Origin of the sequence: Streptomyces beigongshangae (assembly GCF_019710745.1) — a bacterium.
Classification (GTDB): Bacteria; Actinomycetota; Actinomycetes; order Streptomycetales; family Streptomycetaceae; genus Streptomyces; species Streptomyces beigongshangae.
On record NZ_JAHKJW010000034.1, the window covers coordinates 1 to 17,638 of the forward strand.

At 70.9% G+C, this 17,638-nt stretch carries 17 protein-coding genes and 1 pseudogene; 9 read left to right on the forward strand and 9 right to left on the reverse strand.

Going from position 1 to position 17,638, the window contains the following annotated elements; all coding sequences use genetic code 11:
* Positions 1 to 209, reverse strand: a pseudogene (locus tag KM933_RS24645) (peptidoglycan-binding protein); the annotation flags it as partial.
* A 310-nt stretch (positions 210 to 519) separates the two neighbouring features.
* Here KM933_RS24645 and KM933_RS24650 point away from each other — a divergent pair.
* The 3 genes from KM933_RS24650 (at position 520) to glxA (ending at position 5,709) form a co-directional block, all read left to right on the forward strand.
* Positions 520 to 1,230, forward strand: a complete 711-nt coding sequence (locus KM933_RS24650) for a FadR/GntR family transcriptional regulator (RefSeq protein WP_221355770.1) — start codon at positions 520 to 522, stop codon at positions 1,228 to 1,230.
* Positions 1,231 to 1,541: 311 nt separating this feature from the next.
* Positions 1,542 to 3,656 (forward strand): glycosyltransferase family 2 protein, encoded by a 2,115-nt coding sequence (locus tag KM933_RS24655; RefSeq protein WP_221355772.1) that lies wholly within the window; start codon positions 1,542 to 1,544, stop codon positions 3,654 to 3,656.
* 115 nt (positions 3,657 to 3,771) lie between these two features.
* Entirely contained in the window at positions 3,772 to 5,709 is a 1,938-nt protein-coding gene (gene glxA / locus KM933_RS24660) for a radical copper oxidase GlxA (RefSeq protein WP_221355774.1), read from the forward strand.
* Between the two features lie 75 nt (positions 5,710 to 5,784).
* Here glxA and KM933_RS24665 read toward each other — a convergent pair whose 3' ends face one another.
* Complete coding sequence (locus KM933_RS24665; RefSeq protein WP_221355775.1) at positions 5,785 to 6,810, reverse strand: glycoside hydrolase family 6 protein; 1,026 nt, start codon at positions 6,808 to 6,810, stop codon at positions 5,785 to 5,787.
* 141 nt (positions 6,811 to 6,951) lie between these two features.
* Here KM933_RS24665 and KM933_RS40675 point away from each other — a divergent pair, with 141 nt between their 5' ends.
* Genes KM933_RS40675 through KM933_RS24685 form a run of 4 tightly spaced genes read left to right on the forward strand, consistent with a single transcriptional unit; the run spans position 6,952 to position 9,829 of the window.
* On the forward strand, positions 6,952 to 7,671 hold the full coding sequence (locus KM933_RS40675) for a gas vesicle protein (protein WP_308013532.1): 720 nt from the start codon (positions 6,952 to 6,954) through the stop codon (positions 7,669 to 7,671).
* Positions 7,672 to 7,712: 41 nt separating this feature from the next.
* Positions 7,713 to 8,645: a gas vesicle protein gene (locus KM933_RS40350; RefSeq protein ID WP_308013533.1), complete on the forward strand. Its 933-nt coding sequence runs from the start codon at positions 7,713 to 7,715 to the stop codon at positions 8,643 to 8,645.
* A 12-nt stretch (positions 8,646 to 8,657) separates the two neighbouring features.
* The gene (locus KM933_RS24680) at positions 8,658 to 8,972 is read left to right on the forward strand and encodes a gas vesicle protein K (RefSeq protein ID WP_221355779.1); all 315 of its coding nucleotides are present in this window, start codon (positions 8,658 to 8,660) and stop codon (positions 8,970 to 8,972) included.
* The gene (locus KM933_RS24685; protein WP_221355781.1) at positions 8,969 to 9,829 is read left to right on the forward strand and encodes a GvpL/GvpF family gas vesicle protein; all 861 of its coding nucleotides are present in this window, start codon (positions 8,969 to 8,971) and stop codon (positions 9,827 to 9,829) included. The genes KM933_RS24680 and KM933_RS24685 overlap by 4 nt, the downstream gene beginning before the upstream one ends.
* 37 nt (positions 9,830 to 9,866) lie before the next feature.
* Here the strand turns inward: KM933_RS24685 and KM933_RS24690 are convergent, their stop codons facing one another.
* The 5 genes from KM933_RS24690 to KM933_RS24710 all read right to left on the reverse strand — a co-directional run bounded on the left by KM933_RS24690 (position 9,867) and on the right by KM933_RS24710 (position 14,814).
* Complete coding sequence (locus KM933_RS24690) at positions 9,867 to 10,592, reverse strand: class F sortase (RefSeq protein WP_221355783.1); 726 nt, start codon at positions 10,590 to 10,592, stop codon at positions 9,867 to 9,869.
* Positions 10,593 to 10,598: 6 nt separating this feature from the next.
* Complete coding sequence (locus KM933_RS24695) at positions 10,599 to 11,354, reverse strand: hypothetical protein (protein ID WP_221355785.1); 756 nt, start codon at positions 11,352 to 11,354, stop codon at positions 10,599 to 10,601.
* Between the two features lie 103 nt (positions 11,355 to 11,457).
* Complete coding sequence (locus KM933_RS24700; protein ID WP_221355787.1) at positions 11,458 to 12,237, reverse strand: HAD-IIA family hydrolase; 780 nt, start codon at positions 12,235 to 12,237, stop codon at positions 11,458 to 11,460.
* A gap of 202 nt (positions 12,238 to 12,439) precedes the next feature.
* Positions 12,440 to 13,435 (reverse strand): hypothetical protein, encoded by a 996-nt coding sequence (locus KM933_RS24705; RefSeq protein WP_221355789.1) that lies wholly within the window; start codon positions 13,433 to 13,435, stop codon positions 12,440 to 12,442.
* A 137-nt stretch (positions 13,436 to 13,572) separates the two neighbouring features.
* Positions 13,573 to 14,814, reverse strand: coding sequence for an ROK family transcriptional regulator (locus tag KM933_RS24710; protein WP_430727361.1), 1,242 nt, complete (start codon positions 14,812 to 14,814; stop codon positions 13,573 to 13,575).
* A gap of 86 nt (positions 14,815 to 14,900) precedes the next feature.
* Here KM933_RS24710 and KM933_RS24715 point away from each other — a divergent pair, with 86 nt between their 5' ends.
* Entirely contained in the window at positions 14,901 to 16,040 is a 1,140-nt protein-coding gene (locus KM933_RS24715) for a Gfo/Idh/MocA family oxidoreductase (protein WP_221355791.1), read from the forward strand.
* Positions 16,037 to 16,534, forward strand: coding sequence for a heme-degrading domain-containing protein (locus tag KM933_RS24720; protein WP_221355793.1), 498 nt, complete (start codon positions 16,037 to 16,039; stop codon positions 16,532 to 16,534). Before KM933_RS24715 ends, KM933_RS24720 begins: the two co-directional genes overlap by 4 nt.
* Here KM933_RS24720 and KM933_RS24725 read toward each other — a convergent pair.
* Positions 16,531 to 16,941 (reverse strand): peptidase inhibitor family I36 protein, encoded by a 411-nt coding sequence (locus KM933_RS24725; protein WP_221355795.1) that lies wholly within the window; start codon positions 16,939 to 16,941, stop codon positions 16,531 to 16,533. The genes KM933_RS24720 and KM933_RS24725 overlap by 4 nt on opposite strands.
* Before the next feature lie 140 nt (positions 16,942 to 17,081).
* Positions 17,082 to 17,492: a helix-turn-helix domain-containing protein gene (locus KM933_RS24730; protein WP_260334114.1), complete on the reverse strand. Its 411-nt coding sequence runs from the start codon at positions 17,490 to 17,492 to the stop codon at positions 17,082 to 17,084.
* Positions 17,493 to 17,638: the final 146 nt, after the last annotated feature.

Sequence of the window (17,638 nt, forward strand, 5' to 3'; positions counted from 1 at the left end):
GTGCCGGCCGCGCCGAGCACCGTACCGGTGGCCGCGGCGAGGGCCAGCGCCATGGGGGTGCCGCCCGCCCGGACCAGTGCGAGGCCCGACGGGCCGGCCGCGGGGTGGGCGCCGGCCGCGGAGTGCGGCAGTACGCGACGCCAGTGCGCGCATCCGGGGCAGTCGCAGTCGCTCTCGGGAGCGAATTCCTCGAACACCGGAGCGGGCATGTGACTCCCTTCGCGGTCCGTCCGGATATCCGTCCGGCCGTTCTTTCGAATATCCGACCGGTTGTTCGGCTTTTCGTTCGGCCGGCCGTTCGGCTGAGCATTCGACTGGGTATTCGGCTGGTTATTCGGCTGGGTCTTTTCGCGCTTCTGCACGTCCGTCAGTTTCTCAACTGTGGGCGGACGTCGCATGCTGACGGTCCGAATGATGTAGTCGGATACTCCGTTGCCGGGCACGGATACCGCGTTCCCGGGCGCGGATGCCCCGTTCCCGGGCGCGGACCCGGCGGAAGGCACCCGCTACCCTCTCGCCATGGCGCGCGACCTCCAGGAGCAGATCAAGAAGCTCATCATCGACCGTCGGCTGCCCTCGGGCGCCGTACTGCCGACCGAGCCCGACCTCATGGAGCTGCTCGGCGCCAGCCGGAACTCCGTACGGGAGGCGCTCAAGGCCCTCCAGGCGATGGGCATCGTCGAGATCCGCCACGGCTTCGGCACGTACGTCGGCCCGATGTCCATGGCCCCGATGATCGAGGGCCTGGCCTTCCGCACGGTCGCCGGGCACTACCGCGGCGAGGACAGCCTGCTCCAGCTCCTCCAGTTGCGCGAGGCCGTGGAGACCGGGCTGGTCTCCCGGGTCGCGGGCCGGGTCGCGCCGGAGGACCTGGCGGCGCTGGACGCGCTGGTGGACCGCATGGAGACCGAGGCCACCGCGGGCGCGGGTCTCGCCGAGACCGACCGCGCCTTCCACGCCACCCTCTACCGGGGCCTGGGCAACCTGCTCCTGAGCGAACTCCTGGAGGCGTTCTGGGACGCCTTCCACCGCGTGCGCACGGACCTCGCGGAGCTCCCGCAGGACCCGAAGGTCACCTGCCGGCAGCACCGGGAGATCCTGGACGCGGTGCGCTCCGGTGACGCCATCAGAGCCGAGGATGCGATAAGAGAACACTTTGGCAACATCCGTACACGATTGACCGCAACCGTACCGAACGAGATCGACAGGCACCCCAATGAGCGCGTATGACCGTTAAACAGCGTGTTTCGCACCTTGCGATCATGCGGAACCGCGTAGAACCCTGGGTAACAAGAGACTGCGGTTGCGGCGCAGTCGGGGGCTTGGAACCGGTTGTGTCCGGCGACGGGGATCGGGGACCCGTTCGATAACGGATGCCGAGGGGGGCATCATGCAACCGGAAGGTCACTCCACCATGTCTATAAGGTGTGTGGAGATGTGGTGACGGGGGCCTGCTGTTGATACGCCTGTGCGGGTCTAGGGGGCCCCGCCGGCGAAAGGAACGACAAACACGCGGCGACCCGCGTGTGGGGGGATGACTCATGACGTCGACGCCGACGGGCGCCCGGCAGAACTCCGATCCGTCCGAGACCACCCAGCTGAGGGTGGCGTCACAGACGCGGACCGGCACTTTCCGCAGGATCAGGAAGAACCTGCCGAGATACGACTACGAGCACTACAGCCGGCTCGCGGGTCCTCTCACACAGCCCGATCCGGGCAAGCCGTACAAGGTGCAGTACCGCACGCTCCTCTCGCAGGAGCCGCACCGGCTGCGCGCCGCCCTGATGCTGGGCGCGGCGCCGCTCCTGTCGATCGTCCTGCTGGTCTGGCTGCTCCAGCCCGCGCACTGGACCGAGCGGGACTATCCCGCATACGACTTCCTGCCCGCGCTCGACGTGGTGATGCTCGTCTCGATCGGTCTGATCGAGCTGTTCCGCTGTATGAACGTGCTGTCGAACGCGCACGCGACGCTGGTCGCCCGCGACCCGGTCCCCGTGGTGCCCGAGACCGGCACCAGAGTGGCCTTCCTCACCTCCTTCGTGCCCGGCAAGGAGCCGCTGGAGATGGTGACGAAGACGCTGGAAGCCGCGGTGCGGATACGCCACCGCGGCCTCATGCACGTCTGGCTGCTCGACGAGGGCGACGACCCCGAGGTGAAGGCGGTCTGCGAACGCCTCGGCGTGCACCACTTCTCCCGCAAGGGCGTCGCCAAGTGGAACCAGAAGAAGGGGCCGCACCGCGCCAAGACCAAGCACGGCAACTACAACGCCTGGCTGGACGCGCACGGCGACCACTACGACTACTTCGCCTCCGTCGACACCGACCACGTGCCGCTGCCCAACTACCTGGAGCGGATGCTGGGCTTCTTCCGCGACCCGGACGTCGGCTTCGTCATCGGCCCGCAGGTGTACGGCAACTACGACAACCCGATCACCAAGGCCGCCGAGTCGCAGCAGTTCCTGTTCCACGCGCTGATCCAGCGGGCGGGCAACGCCTACGGCTCGCCGATGTTCGTGGGCACGTCGAACGCCGTGCGCATCAAGGCGCTGAAGCAGATCGGCGGTCTGTACGACTCGATCACCGAGGACATGGCGACCGGTTTCGAGATCCACCGCCACAAGAACCCGGCGACGGGCCGCAAGTGGCGCTCGGTCTACACCCCGGACGTCCTCGCGGTCGGTGAGGGCCCGAACGCCTGGACGGACTTCTTCACCCAGCAGATGCGCTGGTCCCGGGGTACGTACGAGACGATCCTCAAGCAGTACTGGAAGGGCGCGTACTCGCTGCCGCCGAGCAAGTTCTTCAACTACACGATGATGATCATCTTCTACCCGATGTCGGCGCTCAACTGGATCCTGGCGGCGCTGAGCTGCGCCCTGTTCCTGGGTCTGGGCGCCTCGGGTGTGAACATCGACCCGGCGATCTGGCTGATGCTCTACGGCAACGCCTCGGCGCTGCAGATCGGCCTGTACGTCTGGAACCGCCGCCACAACGTCTCGCCGCACGAGCCGGAGGGTTCCGGCGGTGTGGCCGGCATGATCATGTCCGCGCTGTCGGCGCCGCTGTACGCGAAGGCGCTGATCGACTCGATGCTGCGCCGCAAGAGCAAGTTCGTGGTGACGCCGAAGGGCGACTCCGCGAGCCCCGACACCTGGTTCGGGACGTTCCGCTACCACTGGTACTTCATAGCGATCTTCAGCGGTTCGATCGCCGCGGGCTTCGTCTACGGTCACGCCCACCCGGCGATGATCATCTGGGCGACGTTCGCGCTGCTCATCACGGCCTCACCGATGTTCGCCTGGCGCTGGATGATGCGGAAGGACAAGAAGGCGGGGAGGCACCGTCACGGCACCCCCCGGGAGGCCCCGGCCCCCGTGTACGACAGCCGGGTCCCCCTCCAGCCCCAGCAGTCCCACCAGCCTCACCAGACCCACCAGCCTCATCAGTCCCACCAGACCTACCAGCCTCACCCCCCGGCCGCCCCGCACGCGCCCCGGCACACACCGCGGCACGCGGCCCCGCACGCGCCCGAACACGCGCCCCAGCAGGCGTCTCAGCAGGTGCCTCAGCACAGGCCGAGCTGGGCGTCGGACGCCGGGAACGACCAGACCGTACAGATATCCCTCGGCGGTCGGCGCGATCCGTCCGGGCACTGAGGCCGGCGGCCCCTGAGCCGCGGACCTCACGCCCGACCTCGGGCCGGGCGCCCGGAGGAAGAGCCTTCCGGGCGCCGCCGCCCCTCACCACAAGTCGAGTCAGACGGGAAATGAAGTGAAAGACGGTTCCAGCCGCCGCCGTGCCCGCCGCATCGCGATAGGTGCGGCGGTGGTGCTTGCGCTGGCCGGGATGAACGGACCCGCGCTCTACCGCTTCGGGTCGGAGCAGTACCACGAGTACAAGATCAACAAGCCGGAGTACAAGGCCGCGAACGGCAAGTGGGACATCGTGGAGTTCCCCGAGGAGTACCGCCTCAACACGATCCACGCCGCGCTCCTGCACACCGGCAAGATCCTGCTGATCGCCGGCTCGGGCAACAACCAGGACAACTTCGACGCGAAGAAGTTCGACACCCGCGTCTGGGACCCGGTCAAGAAGACGATCAAGAAGGTCCCGACGCCGGCCGACCTGTTCTGCACCGGCCACACGCAGCTGCCCAACGGCAACCTGCTGATCGCGGGCGGCACCAAGCGCTACGAGAAGCTCAAGGGCGACATCACCAAGGCCGGCGGCCTGATGGTCGTGCACAACGAGAACCCGGACAAGCCGATCACCCTGCCCGCGGGCACCCGCTTCACGGGCAAGCAGAACGGCAAGACGTTCGTGTCGAAGGACCCGGTCAACGTCGAGCGGGCGAAGAAGATATTCGACCCGGCGACCGGCGCGTTCCTGCGCAACGAGCCGGGCCTCGGCCGCATCTACGTCGAGGCGCAGAAGAGCGGCGCCAAGTACGAGACGGGCACGCAGGACAACTACCGCGTGCAGGGCCTGTCGGGCGCCGACTCCCGCAACACGTACGGCATCGCCGAGAAGCTCGCCCTCGACAAGAAGGACTTCCAGGGCATCAAGGACGCCTACGAGTTCGACCCGGTCGCCGAGAAGTACATCAAGGTCGACCCGATGAACGAGGCGCGCTGGTACCCGACCCTCACCACGCTGTCCGACGGCAGGATCCTCAGCCTCTCCGGCCTGGACGAGATCGGCCAGCTGGTGCCGGGCAAGAACGAGGTGTACGACCCGAAGACCAAGAAGTGGACGTACACGAAGAAGGTCCGGCAGTTCCCGACCTACCCGGCGATCTCCCTGATGCAGAACGGCAAGCTGTTCTACTCGGGCGCCAACGCCGGCTACGGCCCCGACGACGTCGGCCGTGACCCGGGTGTCTGGGACCTGGAGACCAACAAGTTCAAGAAGCTCAAGGGCATGTCCGACCCGAAGCTCCTGGAGACCGCGGGCACGGTGCTGCTGCCGCCCGCGCAGGACGAGAAGTACATGGTGATCGGCGGCGGCGGGGTCGGCGAGTCCCAGCGGTCCAGCAAGAAGACCCGCATCGTCGACCTGCTCGCCGACGACCCGAAGTTCACCGACGGCCCCGAACTGGAGAAGGGCACGCGCTACCCGCAGTACTCGATCCTGCCCGACGACGGCGTACTGGTCTCCGGCGGCTCGGAGGACTACCGCGGACGCGGCGACTCCGACATCCTCCAGGCCCGGATGTACGACGCGAAGGCCAACGAGTTCGAGCGGGTCGCCGACCCCCTGGTGGGCCGCAACTACCACTCGGGTTCCATCCTGCTGCCCGACGGCCGCGTGATGTTCTTCGGCTCGGACTCGCTCTACGCCGACAAGGCCAACACCAAGCCGGGCAAGTTCGAGCAGCGCGTGGAGATCTACACGCCGCCGTACCTGTTCCAGGGCTCGCGGCCGACGCTCTCCGGCGGGCCCGAGACCATCGAGCGCGGCGGGTCGGCGACGTTCCCGACACGGCAGTCCTCGTCGATCAAGTCGGTCCGGCTGATCCGGCCCAGCGCCTCGACGCACGTCACCGACGTCGACCAGCGGTCCGTCGCGCTGGACTTCGAGAAGACGGAGGACGGCATCGAGGTGACCGTCCCGAAGAGCCGCAACCTCGTCGGATCGGGCTGGTACATGCTGTTCGTGACGGACGACCGGGGCATCCCGAGCAAGGCGCAGTGGGTGAAGGTCCCCTGACACGAACGGGACGCGTGATGTGAGGGGGGCCACCGCTTGCGGTGGCCCCCCTCACATCACGGGCGACGGCGGTCGCTACTTGCTCGCCTTCGCGAGTTTCAGCGCGTACTCAGGCCACCACTCTCCCGCCTTCGGCCCGCCCTTGCACGTGCCGTCGGACTCGCCGGGCCGCTTGACCCACAGGTAGGCGTCGACGAGGTCGTCACCGGTGTCCGTGGTGGGCGTCTCCCCCAGCGCGCGCCCCGGCGGGTTGCACCACTTCTCCGCGGGGTCGCCCTGCGTGTACGGCCCGTTGCCGTTGCGGCTGGTGTCGATCACGAACGGCTTGCCGCCGACCTTCGCCGACAGCTCCTTGCCGTACTTCGTGCTGTCGGCCGTCGTGTAGAAGTTGGACACGTTGACCGCGAAGCCGTCGGCGTTCTCGACGCCCGCCAGCTTCAGCGGCTCGGTGATGTCGTCGGTCTTGCCCCAGCCCGCGTTGCCCGCGTCCAGGTAGACCTTCGTGTCCTTCAGCGACGTGAACTTCTCCACCGCGCCCCGCAGGAGGTCGTAACGCTCCTCGTGGAACTCCTCCGGCGTGCAGCCGTCCACCATGTGCAGCACGGCGTCCGGCTCCAGGACCACCGTGGTCGCACGGTCGCCGATGCCCTTGGCGACCTGGTCGACGAAGGCCCGGTACGCGTTGCCGTCCGCGGCGCCGCCGCCGGAGAACTGGCCGCAGTCGCGGTGCGGGATGTTGTAGACGACGAGCAGCGCCTCCCGGTCGGCCTTCGCGGCGGCCTCGGTGAAGCCGCGCGCCTCCTGCTCGGCGTTCTCCGGGGAGAGCCACTGGCCGGTGGGCTGTTCGGCGATCCTGCGGATGAGCTCGGCGTCCTGGTCCTTGCCGTCCTTCGTGTACGCGGCGACCTGCTCGGCCGCGTTCCCGTCCGGGTTGACCCAGAACGGGTCCTTGTCCTTGGGCTGCTGGCTCACCCCGGCGCCCGGCCTCTCCTTGTCGCCGCCGTCGCCGCCGCCGTCCGAGGACGAACATCCTGCGAGCAGCAGCACAGCTCCCGCCACCGCCACGGACGCCCTTGCCCCGGCCCCCCTGCTCCCGTACATCAGAAACTCTCCCTCGGGTGCACCGTCCGAAGCACCAATCCTGACATACCCGCCGGGGCGTCCACCCGAGCGCACGGCGGGTTCCGGGGAACCGCCGTGGTCCGGTGGTGTGCCTGAGGCGAAAGCGGACAGGGGTACTGCATGAGCACTTTTCCGGAGAGGAGCACGTCGAGCGGGAGCGCCGTCCCGTCGCCGGCTGCGCGGCGCGGTCCGTCGACGCCCGCTCTGTCGGCCACCGGAGCGGCGCCCCTGCGGCCCAGCCGGGAAGGGGAGGGGAGTCTGGCGCACGTCATCGAGACGCTGCTGGACAAGGGACTCGTCCTCAACGCCGACATCATGGTCTCCGTGGCCGGGGTGGAACTGCTGGGCATCCGCCTGCGCGCGGCGCTGGCCTCGTTCGAGACGGCCGCGCGCTACGGGCTGGAGTTCCCCTCGGGCACGGACACGGAGACCGCCGCGTGGCGGCAGGCACGCGAGGAGAAGGAGACCTGTCCGGAATGCGGCAAGCGCGTTCCCGTCGAGCAACTGCTCCACCAATGGTGTCCCTGGTGCGGATGGCGCAGCGCCCAGGCGCAGCTTCACCAGAACCCGGACCACGGCACGGAGCACGGTCTGGGCCAGGGCGCGGAGCACGACACGGACCACGGCGTTCGCGCCGTCACCGGACCGCGCGACGAGGTCCGTTCCGCCACCGGCGACGATCACGACGCCGGGCGGGAGGCCGAAGACGACGCCGAGTCCGAGACCGGTCACGACTCCGAGCCCGAGACCGGTCACGACGCCGAGTCCGAGACCGGTCACGACGCCGACCGGGTCGTCGAAGGAGCGGACGCGCAACGAGAGCGGAGCGACGGGGCGTGACGGCCGGGCAACCCCCCATGCGGCCCACCCGGGACCCGCGGGTGACCCTGGACGACCTGGTGGAGGTCCTGCTGAACAAGGGGGCGGTCCTGCACCTCGACCTCATCGTCGCCGTGGCCGACATCCCCCTGATCGGCGTCTCCATCCGCGCCGCCATCGCCGGGATGGAGACGATGCTGGAGTACGGCATGATGCGGAACTGGGACGAGGCCACTCGCGCCTGGGCCGAGCGGTCCACCGCACGCCGTGCCATCGACCTGCGCGAGAACGAGAGTCTCGTCTGCCGCATGAGCGGTGGTCATCTGCTGGCGGAGGGCGTCTGCACCGGATGGCGGCCCGGCACCGTCTACCTGACCGACCGGCGTCTGGTCGTCCTGCGGGAGGAGCCCCGGGAGACCCTGTGGCAGGCCGAACTCGACACCGTCAGGGCCGTGCGACTGGATCCCGAGCGCACGGTGGGCGGTGAGGAGCGGCTGCGCCTACAGGTGGCTCTCGCCGACGGCCAGGAGGTACGTCTTTCGGCCCAGGACCCCGGGAAGCTGCACGACCTGGTCACCGCCGCGTGCGGCGGACGCCTCCGCGCGCCCTTCCCCGCCTCGTCCGTCACCGACGAGCAGCCCCTCGTCGAGGGACATCTCTGGTACCAGGAGTCACGCCGCGGCGAACCCCTGTGGCGTGGCGGACAGGGACGGCTGACGGCCGGCCGTCTGACGTGGAAGTCCCCCGTGGACTCCCGGCCCGCCCTGGCCCTGGCGACGGCGGACATCACCGAGGTGCGCCTGTCGGCCGAACGCAGTCCGGCCGGGAACGGCCGCGTCCTGGTGCTGCGGACCGCGACCCGGGGCGAGGTGCGACTGACCGCCGACGGCCTCGGCCCCTGGACGGAGGGGCTGACCGCGGTCCTGCCCGACACGGGGACGGGGACGGCAGCGGGGGCGGCAGCAGGGACGACAGCAGCGGGGACAGCGACATGAGGGGTACGCACCATGGCATTGACCGTTGACGAGAAGAGCCTCAAGCACGGAGTGCTGTCTCTGGTGGTCACTCTGGTGGAGGTCATCCAGGAAGCGCTCGAACGCCAGGCCATGCGCCGCATGAACGGCAACGACCTCACCATGGAGGAGATGGAACGCCTGGCCGACGCCCTGCTGGAACTGGACGAGGCGATGGAACAGATCAAGGACGACCACGGCATCACCTCCTCCGTCGCCGATCTGCACCGGGGTCTCGACGAGGTGGTCGACGACGTCGTGGACAAGCTGATCAACCCGCGGCGGTGGGCGGAGGAGGCACGCGGATGACCGAGCACACGGCGCTGTACGTGTACGCGCTCCTGCGCCACGACGGCGAAGCCGGAACCGCGGGCGCCCTCGCCGGTGTCACCGGTCTCGACGGCCGCGCCCTCCGGCTGCTGCACGCGCCCGGTACCTCCGTCGCGGCCCTGGTCCACGATGCCGCACCGACGCCCTTCCAGGGTGAGGACGAGCAGATCCGGCGCTGGGTGGCAGAGCAGAACCAGGCGGTCACCACCGTATGGGAACGCACCGGCAGCCTGCTGCCGATGACCTTCAACGTCCTGGTCGCCGACGAGTCCTCCACCACCGCCTCCCACGACGGTTCCCCCGACAGCTCCCGGCACCGTGACCGCGGGCAGACCGCCGAGCAGCGCCTGACCCGCTGGATCACCGAGCGGGCTCCGGAGATCACCGCCCAACTGGCGGAACTGGCCGGCCGGTGCGAACTCAGGGTGGAGATCACCGTGGACCGCACCGCCGTCACGGCACCCGACTCACCGGCGTACGAGGAAGCCCACCTGGCCGGCCGGTCCGCCGGTATGCGCCGGCTGCTGCTCAAGCAGCGGGAACAGCAGGCGAAGAACCTGGCCGGACAACTCGCCGACACCCTGCACGCCGAAGTCCGCCACGACCTGCTCTCCGTCGCGGAGGACCTCCGCGACCGGGGGCTGCCCCGTCAGAACCCGGACGAGACCGGTGTCCTGTCCGCCGCCCTTCTCGTGCGCACCGAGGACATCGACACCGTCGGCGGCGTGCTGAGCGAACTGCAGGCACGGCAGCCCGCCGTCCGCATCCGGTTCCTCGGCCCCTGGCCCCCTTACTCCTTCACCGACGACCGGCACAGCGTGTACGAGGACGCCTGAGCCCGGCTGTCACAGCGGCCCCGCGCCCGGCTCCTCCTCAGCGGCCGGTCCCCTCGCCCCTCTTCCCGTCGGTGCCGCTGAGGTACGCGGAGACGACCACGTTCGCCGTGTAGGCGCGGCGGTCCCGGTCGAAGGAGCCGCCACACGTGATCAGGCGCAGCTCCGACCGCCCGGGCTGCCGCACCCCGTACACCTGCTGGGCGTCGAAGCGGTCGCGGGCGAAGACCTGGACGTCCTCGACGGTGAACTCGGCGACCGTGCCGTCGTCGCGGAGCACCCTGATCCTCGCGCCCGGCCGCACCTCGCTGAGGTGGTAGAAGACCGCGGGCCGGGTCGCGGTGTCCACGTGCCCGACGAGCAGCGCGGCCCCGGCGTCCCCGGGCCGCACCCCGCCCCCGTACCAGCCCACGGTCCCGGGCCGCCCGTACGGCGGCGGCTCGATCGCGCCCCGCGGGTCGAGGCCCCGGGTCACCACGGGCGCCCGTACGCCCAGCGCGGGTATGTCGACGCGCTGCGGCCGCGCGCCGCGCGAGGGCCGGACGGCGGGCGGCAGTTCGACACCGAGCGGCCGTCCGACCGCCGCCATGTCGCCCGTGGTCGGCGAGGACATGCCCTGCCGTATGTCGGTGACCTCGCGCCCCCACAGCCACATTCCGAGCAGCAGCAGGGCCCAGGCGACTCCCACCAGGAGACGCCCGCGGCCGGAGGCACGCTCCCGGTTCTCCCTGTTCTCCCGGTTCTCCCGGTACTCCCTGTCCGGCATGGCCGCTCAGTCCGTACGGTCGCGCGCGCGCCGGGCGCTGCTGACGGCCACGGCGACGGCGGCGGCCCCGGCCAGGACGAGTCCGACGACCGCGTGCCGGATACCGGGCCCTTCGGACCGGCTCTCGGAGGCGGCGAGCCGGGCGGACCCGCCACCGCCCGCGTGCACGGGGGCGACGGGGGACGCGGGCACGGCCGCGGGCGTGGGCACGGATGCGGGCGTGGGCACGGATGCGGGCGTGGGCACGGATGCGGGCGTGAATGCGGATGCGGATGCGGATGCGGGCGTGGGTACGGCGGGCGACGCGGGCACGTCCTCCTGCGCCTCCTGCGCCCCCTGCGCCTTGCGCTTCTCCTGCTGCGGCTCCTCCTCCTGCTCCTCCTGCTCCCCTCGCCCCTCCTCCCGTCGCTGCGGCTCCTCCCGCTGCTTCCTGTCGACGACGGTGACGGTGCCTTCGACCCTGTTGCCGAATCCGTCGCAGGTGACCTCGACGCCGTACGTGCCGGGGTCGAGCGTCGAGCGGATACGGGTTCCGCCGGTCAGGGACCCGGTCTTCCCGGTGAGCCGCGCGTCGGCGACGAACGCCCTGGACGCGGCGGTGCCGGACTTCCCGGTGCAGCCCTGCACCCGGAGCCGGATGTCACTGCCGGGGACCGGGGACCCCGGAGTCACCAGGACGTCCCCGTCGGCCGCGTACGCGGCGGGGGAGAGTACGGCGGCGGCCAGCGCCCCGGTACAGAGAGCGAGTCGCAGTGAACCCATCGTGAACCTCCAGACACCTGGAGCGTGCCCCTCGGGGGACACGGGCGCACCCGGAGAGGGGTCCGGATGCTCCGTACGGGTGTCAGGAGGGGGTGCGGAGGTTTCAGACGCGCTCGACGAGGTCCGCGATGGAGTCGACGACCGTGGACGGGCGGTACGGGTACCTCTCGATCTCCGCCCGCGTGGTGAGGCCGGTCAGGACGAGGAAGGTCTGCATGCCCGCCTCCAGGCCCGCCAGGACGTCCGTGTCCATCCGGTCGCCGATCATCGCGCTGGTCTCGGAGTGGGCGCCGATGGCGTTGAGCCCCGTACGCATCATGAGCGGGTTCGGCTTGCCGGCGAAGTACGGCTTCTTGCCGGTGGCCTTGGTGATCAGCGCGGCGACCGCGCCGGTGGCGGGCAGCGGGCCCTCGGTGGAGGGGCCGGTCTCGTCGGGGTTCGTGGCGATGAAGCGGGCGCCGCCGTTGATCAGCCGTACCGCCTTGGTCATGGCCTCGAAGGAGTACGTGCGGGTCTCGCCCAGGACCACGTAGTCGGGGTCGTGGTCGGTCAGCACGTACCCGATGTCGTGCAGCGCGGTGGTCAGCCCCGCCTCGCCGATGACGTACGCGGAGCCGTCGGGGCGCTGGTCGTCCAGGAACTGGGCGGTGGCGAGGGCGGACGTCCAGATGTTCTCGACGGGCACGTCCAGGCCCATCCGCCGCAGGCGGGCGTGCAGGTCGCGGGCCGTGTAGATGGAGTTGTTGGTGAGGACCAGGAAAGGCTTCCCGGACTCCCTGAGCTTCTTTATGAAGGCGTCGGCGCCGGGGATCGGTACGCCCTCGTGGATGAGCACCCCGTCCATGTCGGTGAGCCACGATTCGATGGGCTTGCGCTCTGCCATGTGCCGTCTCCTGCCGTACGCGTGCGGAGTCCGCCGTGCGGGGGTGTGTGCCGTGCGGGGGTGTGGAGGACGCCGCCACCGCTGTGTGCCGGCGTCACCGGACACAGCTGTGTGCCGACGTGCCCAGCCTAGTCATCCGCTCGATCTTGGTGGAGAGGGCAGGTGGGGAGGCGCGCACGGCGCGGTGGGGCCCGCCGCGCGCTCAGCGTCTGCCGCGGCGGGCCGCGATCAGCGCGACGGTCCCGGCGCCGAGGAGCAGCAGCGCGCCGGCCGCCATGGCGAGGACGGCGCGGGGCGAGGACAGTCCCGTGCCGGCCAGTTCCTCGGCGAACGGCAGCCCGTCCGGTACGCCGTCGGCGGCGCCGCCGTCCCGCCGCCGGTCCGGGTCGCCGGTGCCGGCGCTCGTACCGGTACCGGCGCTCGTACCGGTACCGGCGCTCGTACCGGTACCGGTACCGGTACCGGTGCCGTCGCGCTCCCCGTCCCCTTCTTTCCGCACCACCTCTCCGCCGACGATGCGGAACCGGTAGTCGTTCGACTGCCCCACCCAGGCCCCGTCGTCCTCCTGCCGCTGCACGACGGCCGCGTTGGCGACGACCTCGTTGGGCACCGCGTCCGAGGTGACCGCGAGCCGCACCTTGACGGAGAGGGTCTTGCCGGGCGCCACGGTGAACCCCGCGAAGTCGTCGCCCTCCGCGCCGGAGCCGAGCACGCCGATGTGCTCGTCCTCGTCGGTCCGCTCGAAGGTCACGGGACGGGGTCGCTCCCCGTCACCCTCGCCGTCCCCGCCGTTCCCCCCGTAGAACTCCAGGCGCGGCTGCTCCGGCCGCAGTGCCCGCTTCCCGTCCACCAGGACGACGACCGGGTGGATGTTCTCGCAGACGACGTCGGTGGTGTTGGTGAGGTCGATGTACCAGGTCCGGTACCCGCCCCCGGCGTCATAGGCGTCGGGCCCGCCGTGGATCCGGGTACGGAGGGGGAACTCCCGCTTCCCGGACGCGGCACAGCCGGACGGCCCGGGTCCCGGTCGGCGGGCGTGCCGGTCGGCGTACCGGCCGGTGTGCTGGTCCGCGTACCGGTCGGCGCGCCGGTCGGTCCCGGTCGCGGGGGCCGCCTGCGCGGAACCCTGCGCGGCGGGCACGGAAGTGAGGGCGGCTGCGGCGGTGACGGCAAGGGAGACGGGCTTGCTCAGTCGCATGGACACGGGAGCCTGCCACGCGGCGCGCCGGAAGGGCCGCGGCACGCGGGGGTGAGGGCCGTTCGGAGGGCGGGGAGCCGCTCTGTCGGGTGAAGGTCGGGTCCCTGCCGGAGTCCTGCCGGTGGGCGGCCTCCCCCTCACTCCTGCGCGCGGCCGAACAGCGGGGCCAGCAGGAGCTGGGCCGCTCCCTCCGCCACCGCCCGCGCGCCGCCGGGGGCGATCCGCACGGGGACGGGGCTGCCCGCGCCCCCGCGCCGGGCGCGGGCGTCCAGGACGGCGCCGACGCCGCGTACGAAGCGCTCGGGCTCCGCGGCGACCGTACGGCCGCCGAGCAGGACGAGGTCGATGTCGAGCAGCCCGACGAGGTTCGCGGCGGCCTCGCCGAGGACCCGGGCCGCTTCGTCGACGTCGCCCCGGGCCACCGCCGCGAGGCACAGCGCCTCGACGCAGCCCCGGTTGCCGCACGGGCAGACCGGTCCGTCCAGCTGGACGACCTGGTGCCCGAACTCCCCCGCCCCGGTACGGACCCCGCGGTGCACGGCCCCGCCGAGCACGAGGCCGGCCCCCAGTCCCGTACCGAGGTGCACATACGCGAAGGCGCCGGGCTCGCCCGCGACGGCCAGGCCGAGCGCCGCGGCGTTCGTGTCCTTGTCCAGCACGACGGGCACGCCGAGCCTGCGCGCCAGGGCGTCCCGCAGCGGGAACCCGTCCCACTCGGGGAACCCGGTCACCCGGTGCAGCACACCGTGGGTGTGGTCGAGCGGACCGGGCATGGCTACGCCGACGCCGAGGATTCCCGACAGGACGACGGGCCCGCCGTCGCCCTCAGCCCCCGCCTCGGTCCCCTCTCCAGCCCTCGCCTCGGTCCCCTCTCCAACCCTCGCCTTCGTGACGCCCCGCGCCTCCTCCACCAGCCCTCGGACCGCACCCACGACCGCCGCCAGCACGGCGTCCGCCCCCGCGCCCAGGTCCAGCGCGGTCCGCCGTTCCGCCACGACCGCGCCCGTGAGGTCGACCAGGACCGCCCGCAGCTCGTCCCGGTCGGCATGCAGTCCCACCGCGTGCCCGGCCTCCGGCACCAGCCGCAGCACGGTGCGGGGCTTGCCCCCGGTGGATGCCTGCCGCCCCGCCTCGGCCACCAGCCCGTCCTCCCGCAGCCGGGCGGTGATCTTGCTGACTGCCTGCGGGGTCAGCCCCGTGCGCTCGGCGAGTTCGAGACGGCTGAGCCCCACCCGCCCGGCCCGCCGCAACAGCTCCAGCAGCAGCGCGGCGTTGTGGCTGCGCAGAGCGAGCAGATTGATCCCGCCGCCCCCGCCGCCCCCTCTGCTCCCGCTGCCCCCACCGCCCCGGCCCGGCCCTCCGACCCTGATCCCAGCCACTCCGTACCCCTCCGCACCACTCGCGTCCACACCCCCATTGTGACCGGCGCTTGCACTTTGGCAACAGCGTTGTTTAAGTGGGGGGCATGACTGGCACAGGCTCTGACACCCCCCTCAGCCAAGGCTCCCGCCCCGGGGAGTCCCGTGGCCGATACCCCTTCCGCGTGGGTCTCGTCGGCTACGGACTCGCGGGCTCCGTCTTCCACGCCCCGCTGATCGCCGCCACCGAGGGCCTCGTCCTCGACACGGTCGTGACGGGGAACCCGGACCGGCGGCGGCAGGCGGAGGACGAGTTCCCGGACGTACGGTTCGCGACGGACCCCGACGAGCTCTGGCGGCGCGCCGGCGAGCTGGACCTGATCGTCATCGCGTCCCCGAACAAGACGCACGTCCCGATCGCAAGGGCCGCCCTGGAGGCGGGCCTGCCGGTGGTCGTCGACAAGCCGATCGCGGGCACGGCGGCGGAGGCCCGCGAGCTCGCCGCCCTCGCCGAGGAGCGCGGCCTGCTGCTCTCCGTCTTCCAGAACCGCCGCTGGGACAACGACTTCCTGACCCTCCGGAAGCTGATCGCCGAGGGCGGCCTCGGCGACGTCCACCGCTTCGAGTCCCGCTTCGAGCGCTGGCGCCCCCAGCTCAAGGGCGGCTGGCGCGAGTCCGGCGACCCCGCGGAGATCGGAGGTCTGCTGTACGACCTCGGCAGCCACGTGGTCGACCAGGCGCTGGTCCTGTTCGGCCCGGCGGCCACGGTGTACGCCGAGTCGGTCGTACGCCGCCCCGGCGCCGAGGCCGACGACGACACGTTCATCGCGATCACGCACACGAACGGCGTCCGCTCCCACCTCTACGCCTCCGCGACGACGGCCCAGCTCGGCCCGCGCTTCCGCGTGCTGGGCTCGGAGGCCGGCTACGTGAAGTACGGCCTGGACCCCCAGGAGGCGGCCCTGCGCGACGGCGCACGTCCGGCCGCGGGCGGCGACGAGAAGGAGTGGGGCGTCGAGCCCGAGGAGCTGTGGGGCCGCGTCGGCTCCGGGGAGTCCCCGCTGACCGGCGGCGGCACCCCGGTCCCGACCGTGCCGGGCGCGTACCCCGCGTACTACGCGGCCGTCGCCGAGGCCCTGCGCGGCACCGGCGAGAACCCGGTGACGGCCCTGGAGGCCGCCGCCGCCCTGGACGTCCTGGAGGCCGCGCACCGCTCGGCCCACGAGAAGGTGACGGTGACCCTGTGACCACTTCCTCCACGCCCGCCTCCCCGGCCCCCGCGGCCCCGACGATCGCCGAACTGGAGCAGCAGGAGCGCGACCTGACGCTCCCCCGCTTCACCCACGACGACGCGTGGACCCTCGGCACGCTCCTCGTCGAGCTGGCCCGCGTACGCAGCGCGCCCGTCGCCATCGACATCCGCCGCGGCGGCCAGCAGCTCTTCCACGCGGCGCTCCCCGGCTCGACCCCGGACAACGACGCCTGGATAGACCGCAAACGCCGCGTCGTCGAACGCTACGCGGCCTCGTCCCTCCTGGTGGGCACCCGCTTCCGCGCGAAGGACACCACGTTCGAGGCGTCCTCCCGCCTGGACCCCGACACCTACGCGGCCCACGGCGGGGCCTTCCCGATCACGGTGGAGGGCGCGGGAGTGATCGGCACGGTGGTGGTCTCGGGCCTCCCCCAACTGGACGACCACGCGCTGGTGGTGAAGGCCCTGACCCGCTTCAAGGACCTTTAACAGAAGGAACTCGCCACGTCGTTGAATTCGCCGGGATTCGCGAAGATGGATCCGTCGTTGTGGTAGACGGTGAGGTTCCTCTGCTTCAGGTCGGCTATCGACCCGTTCGCGGGAACGAAGACGTACCTGCCGGCGAATCCGGTGTTCTCGAACAGACGGATCGTCTTCGACGTGTTGTTCACTATCGACGACGCGCTGTCGTTCACGTTCGGGTAGTTCCCCGGGTAGTCCTCCGACAAGTCCGACCTGCAGACGGTGTCGGCGACCCACACCTCGCCCCCGAAATTACTGTCCTGGAAGATACACACCTTTCCGGCGGGGCACTGACTCGCGGCCGCGTTCGCCGGGGCGGCCGCGAGCAGTGCGCCGCCGACGGCGAGCACCGTCACGGGCAGAACGGTCAGCATCCTGTATTTTTTCACGGAACCGTCTCTCATTTCCGTCCGTGCACCGAAGCGCGGTCGGTTCGATTTCGATGGTGGACGGCCCCCTGCCGCCCGTCCCACCCAGCGGGCGGCACCGGACAGCCACGGGGAAAGCGCCGCGGTCAGACCGTAGCCCTCCCGGCCTCACGCCCATAGAACGTGAGTGCCACACGCGTTCGCGGAACGCCTGACCGGCTCACCCTCCTCAGATGGGCCGCCGGAGTCGCTCCGTAAAAGGATTTGTAATTCCTGATGAAGTGGCTCGCGTCCGAGAAATGCCATCGAGCCGCGATCTCCGAGATACCGGCCGGGTTGTCGGCCCGTACCAGATCGCCGTGCGCCCTCTCCAGTCGACGGCGGCGCGCGAACGACATGACGGAGTCGTCCGACATCGAAAAAGCGCGGTGGAGCGTCCGAAGGGATACGCCGAGCGTTCGGGCGATCAGAGCGGGAGAGAGGTCGGGATCTCCGAGGTTCTCCTCGATGACGTTCCTCGCTTCCCGTAGAACACCCGACCGGGACTTGACGGTCATCGCATCTTCCTCCGTTCGCCGCAGGACGTCTTGACGCTTCGACGTCTTGATGAGCAGCGCGCGGAGACGACACCGCGGGCTGCCCGGCAAAGGAAACCCGTCGACCATCCACAACTGATTCACAGCGGATATACGGAGCGTTCGCG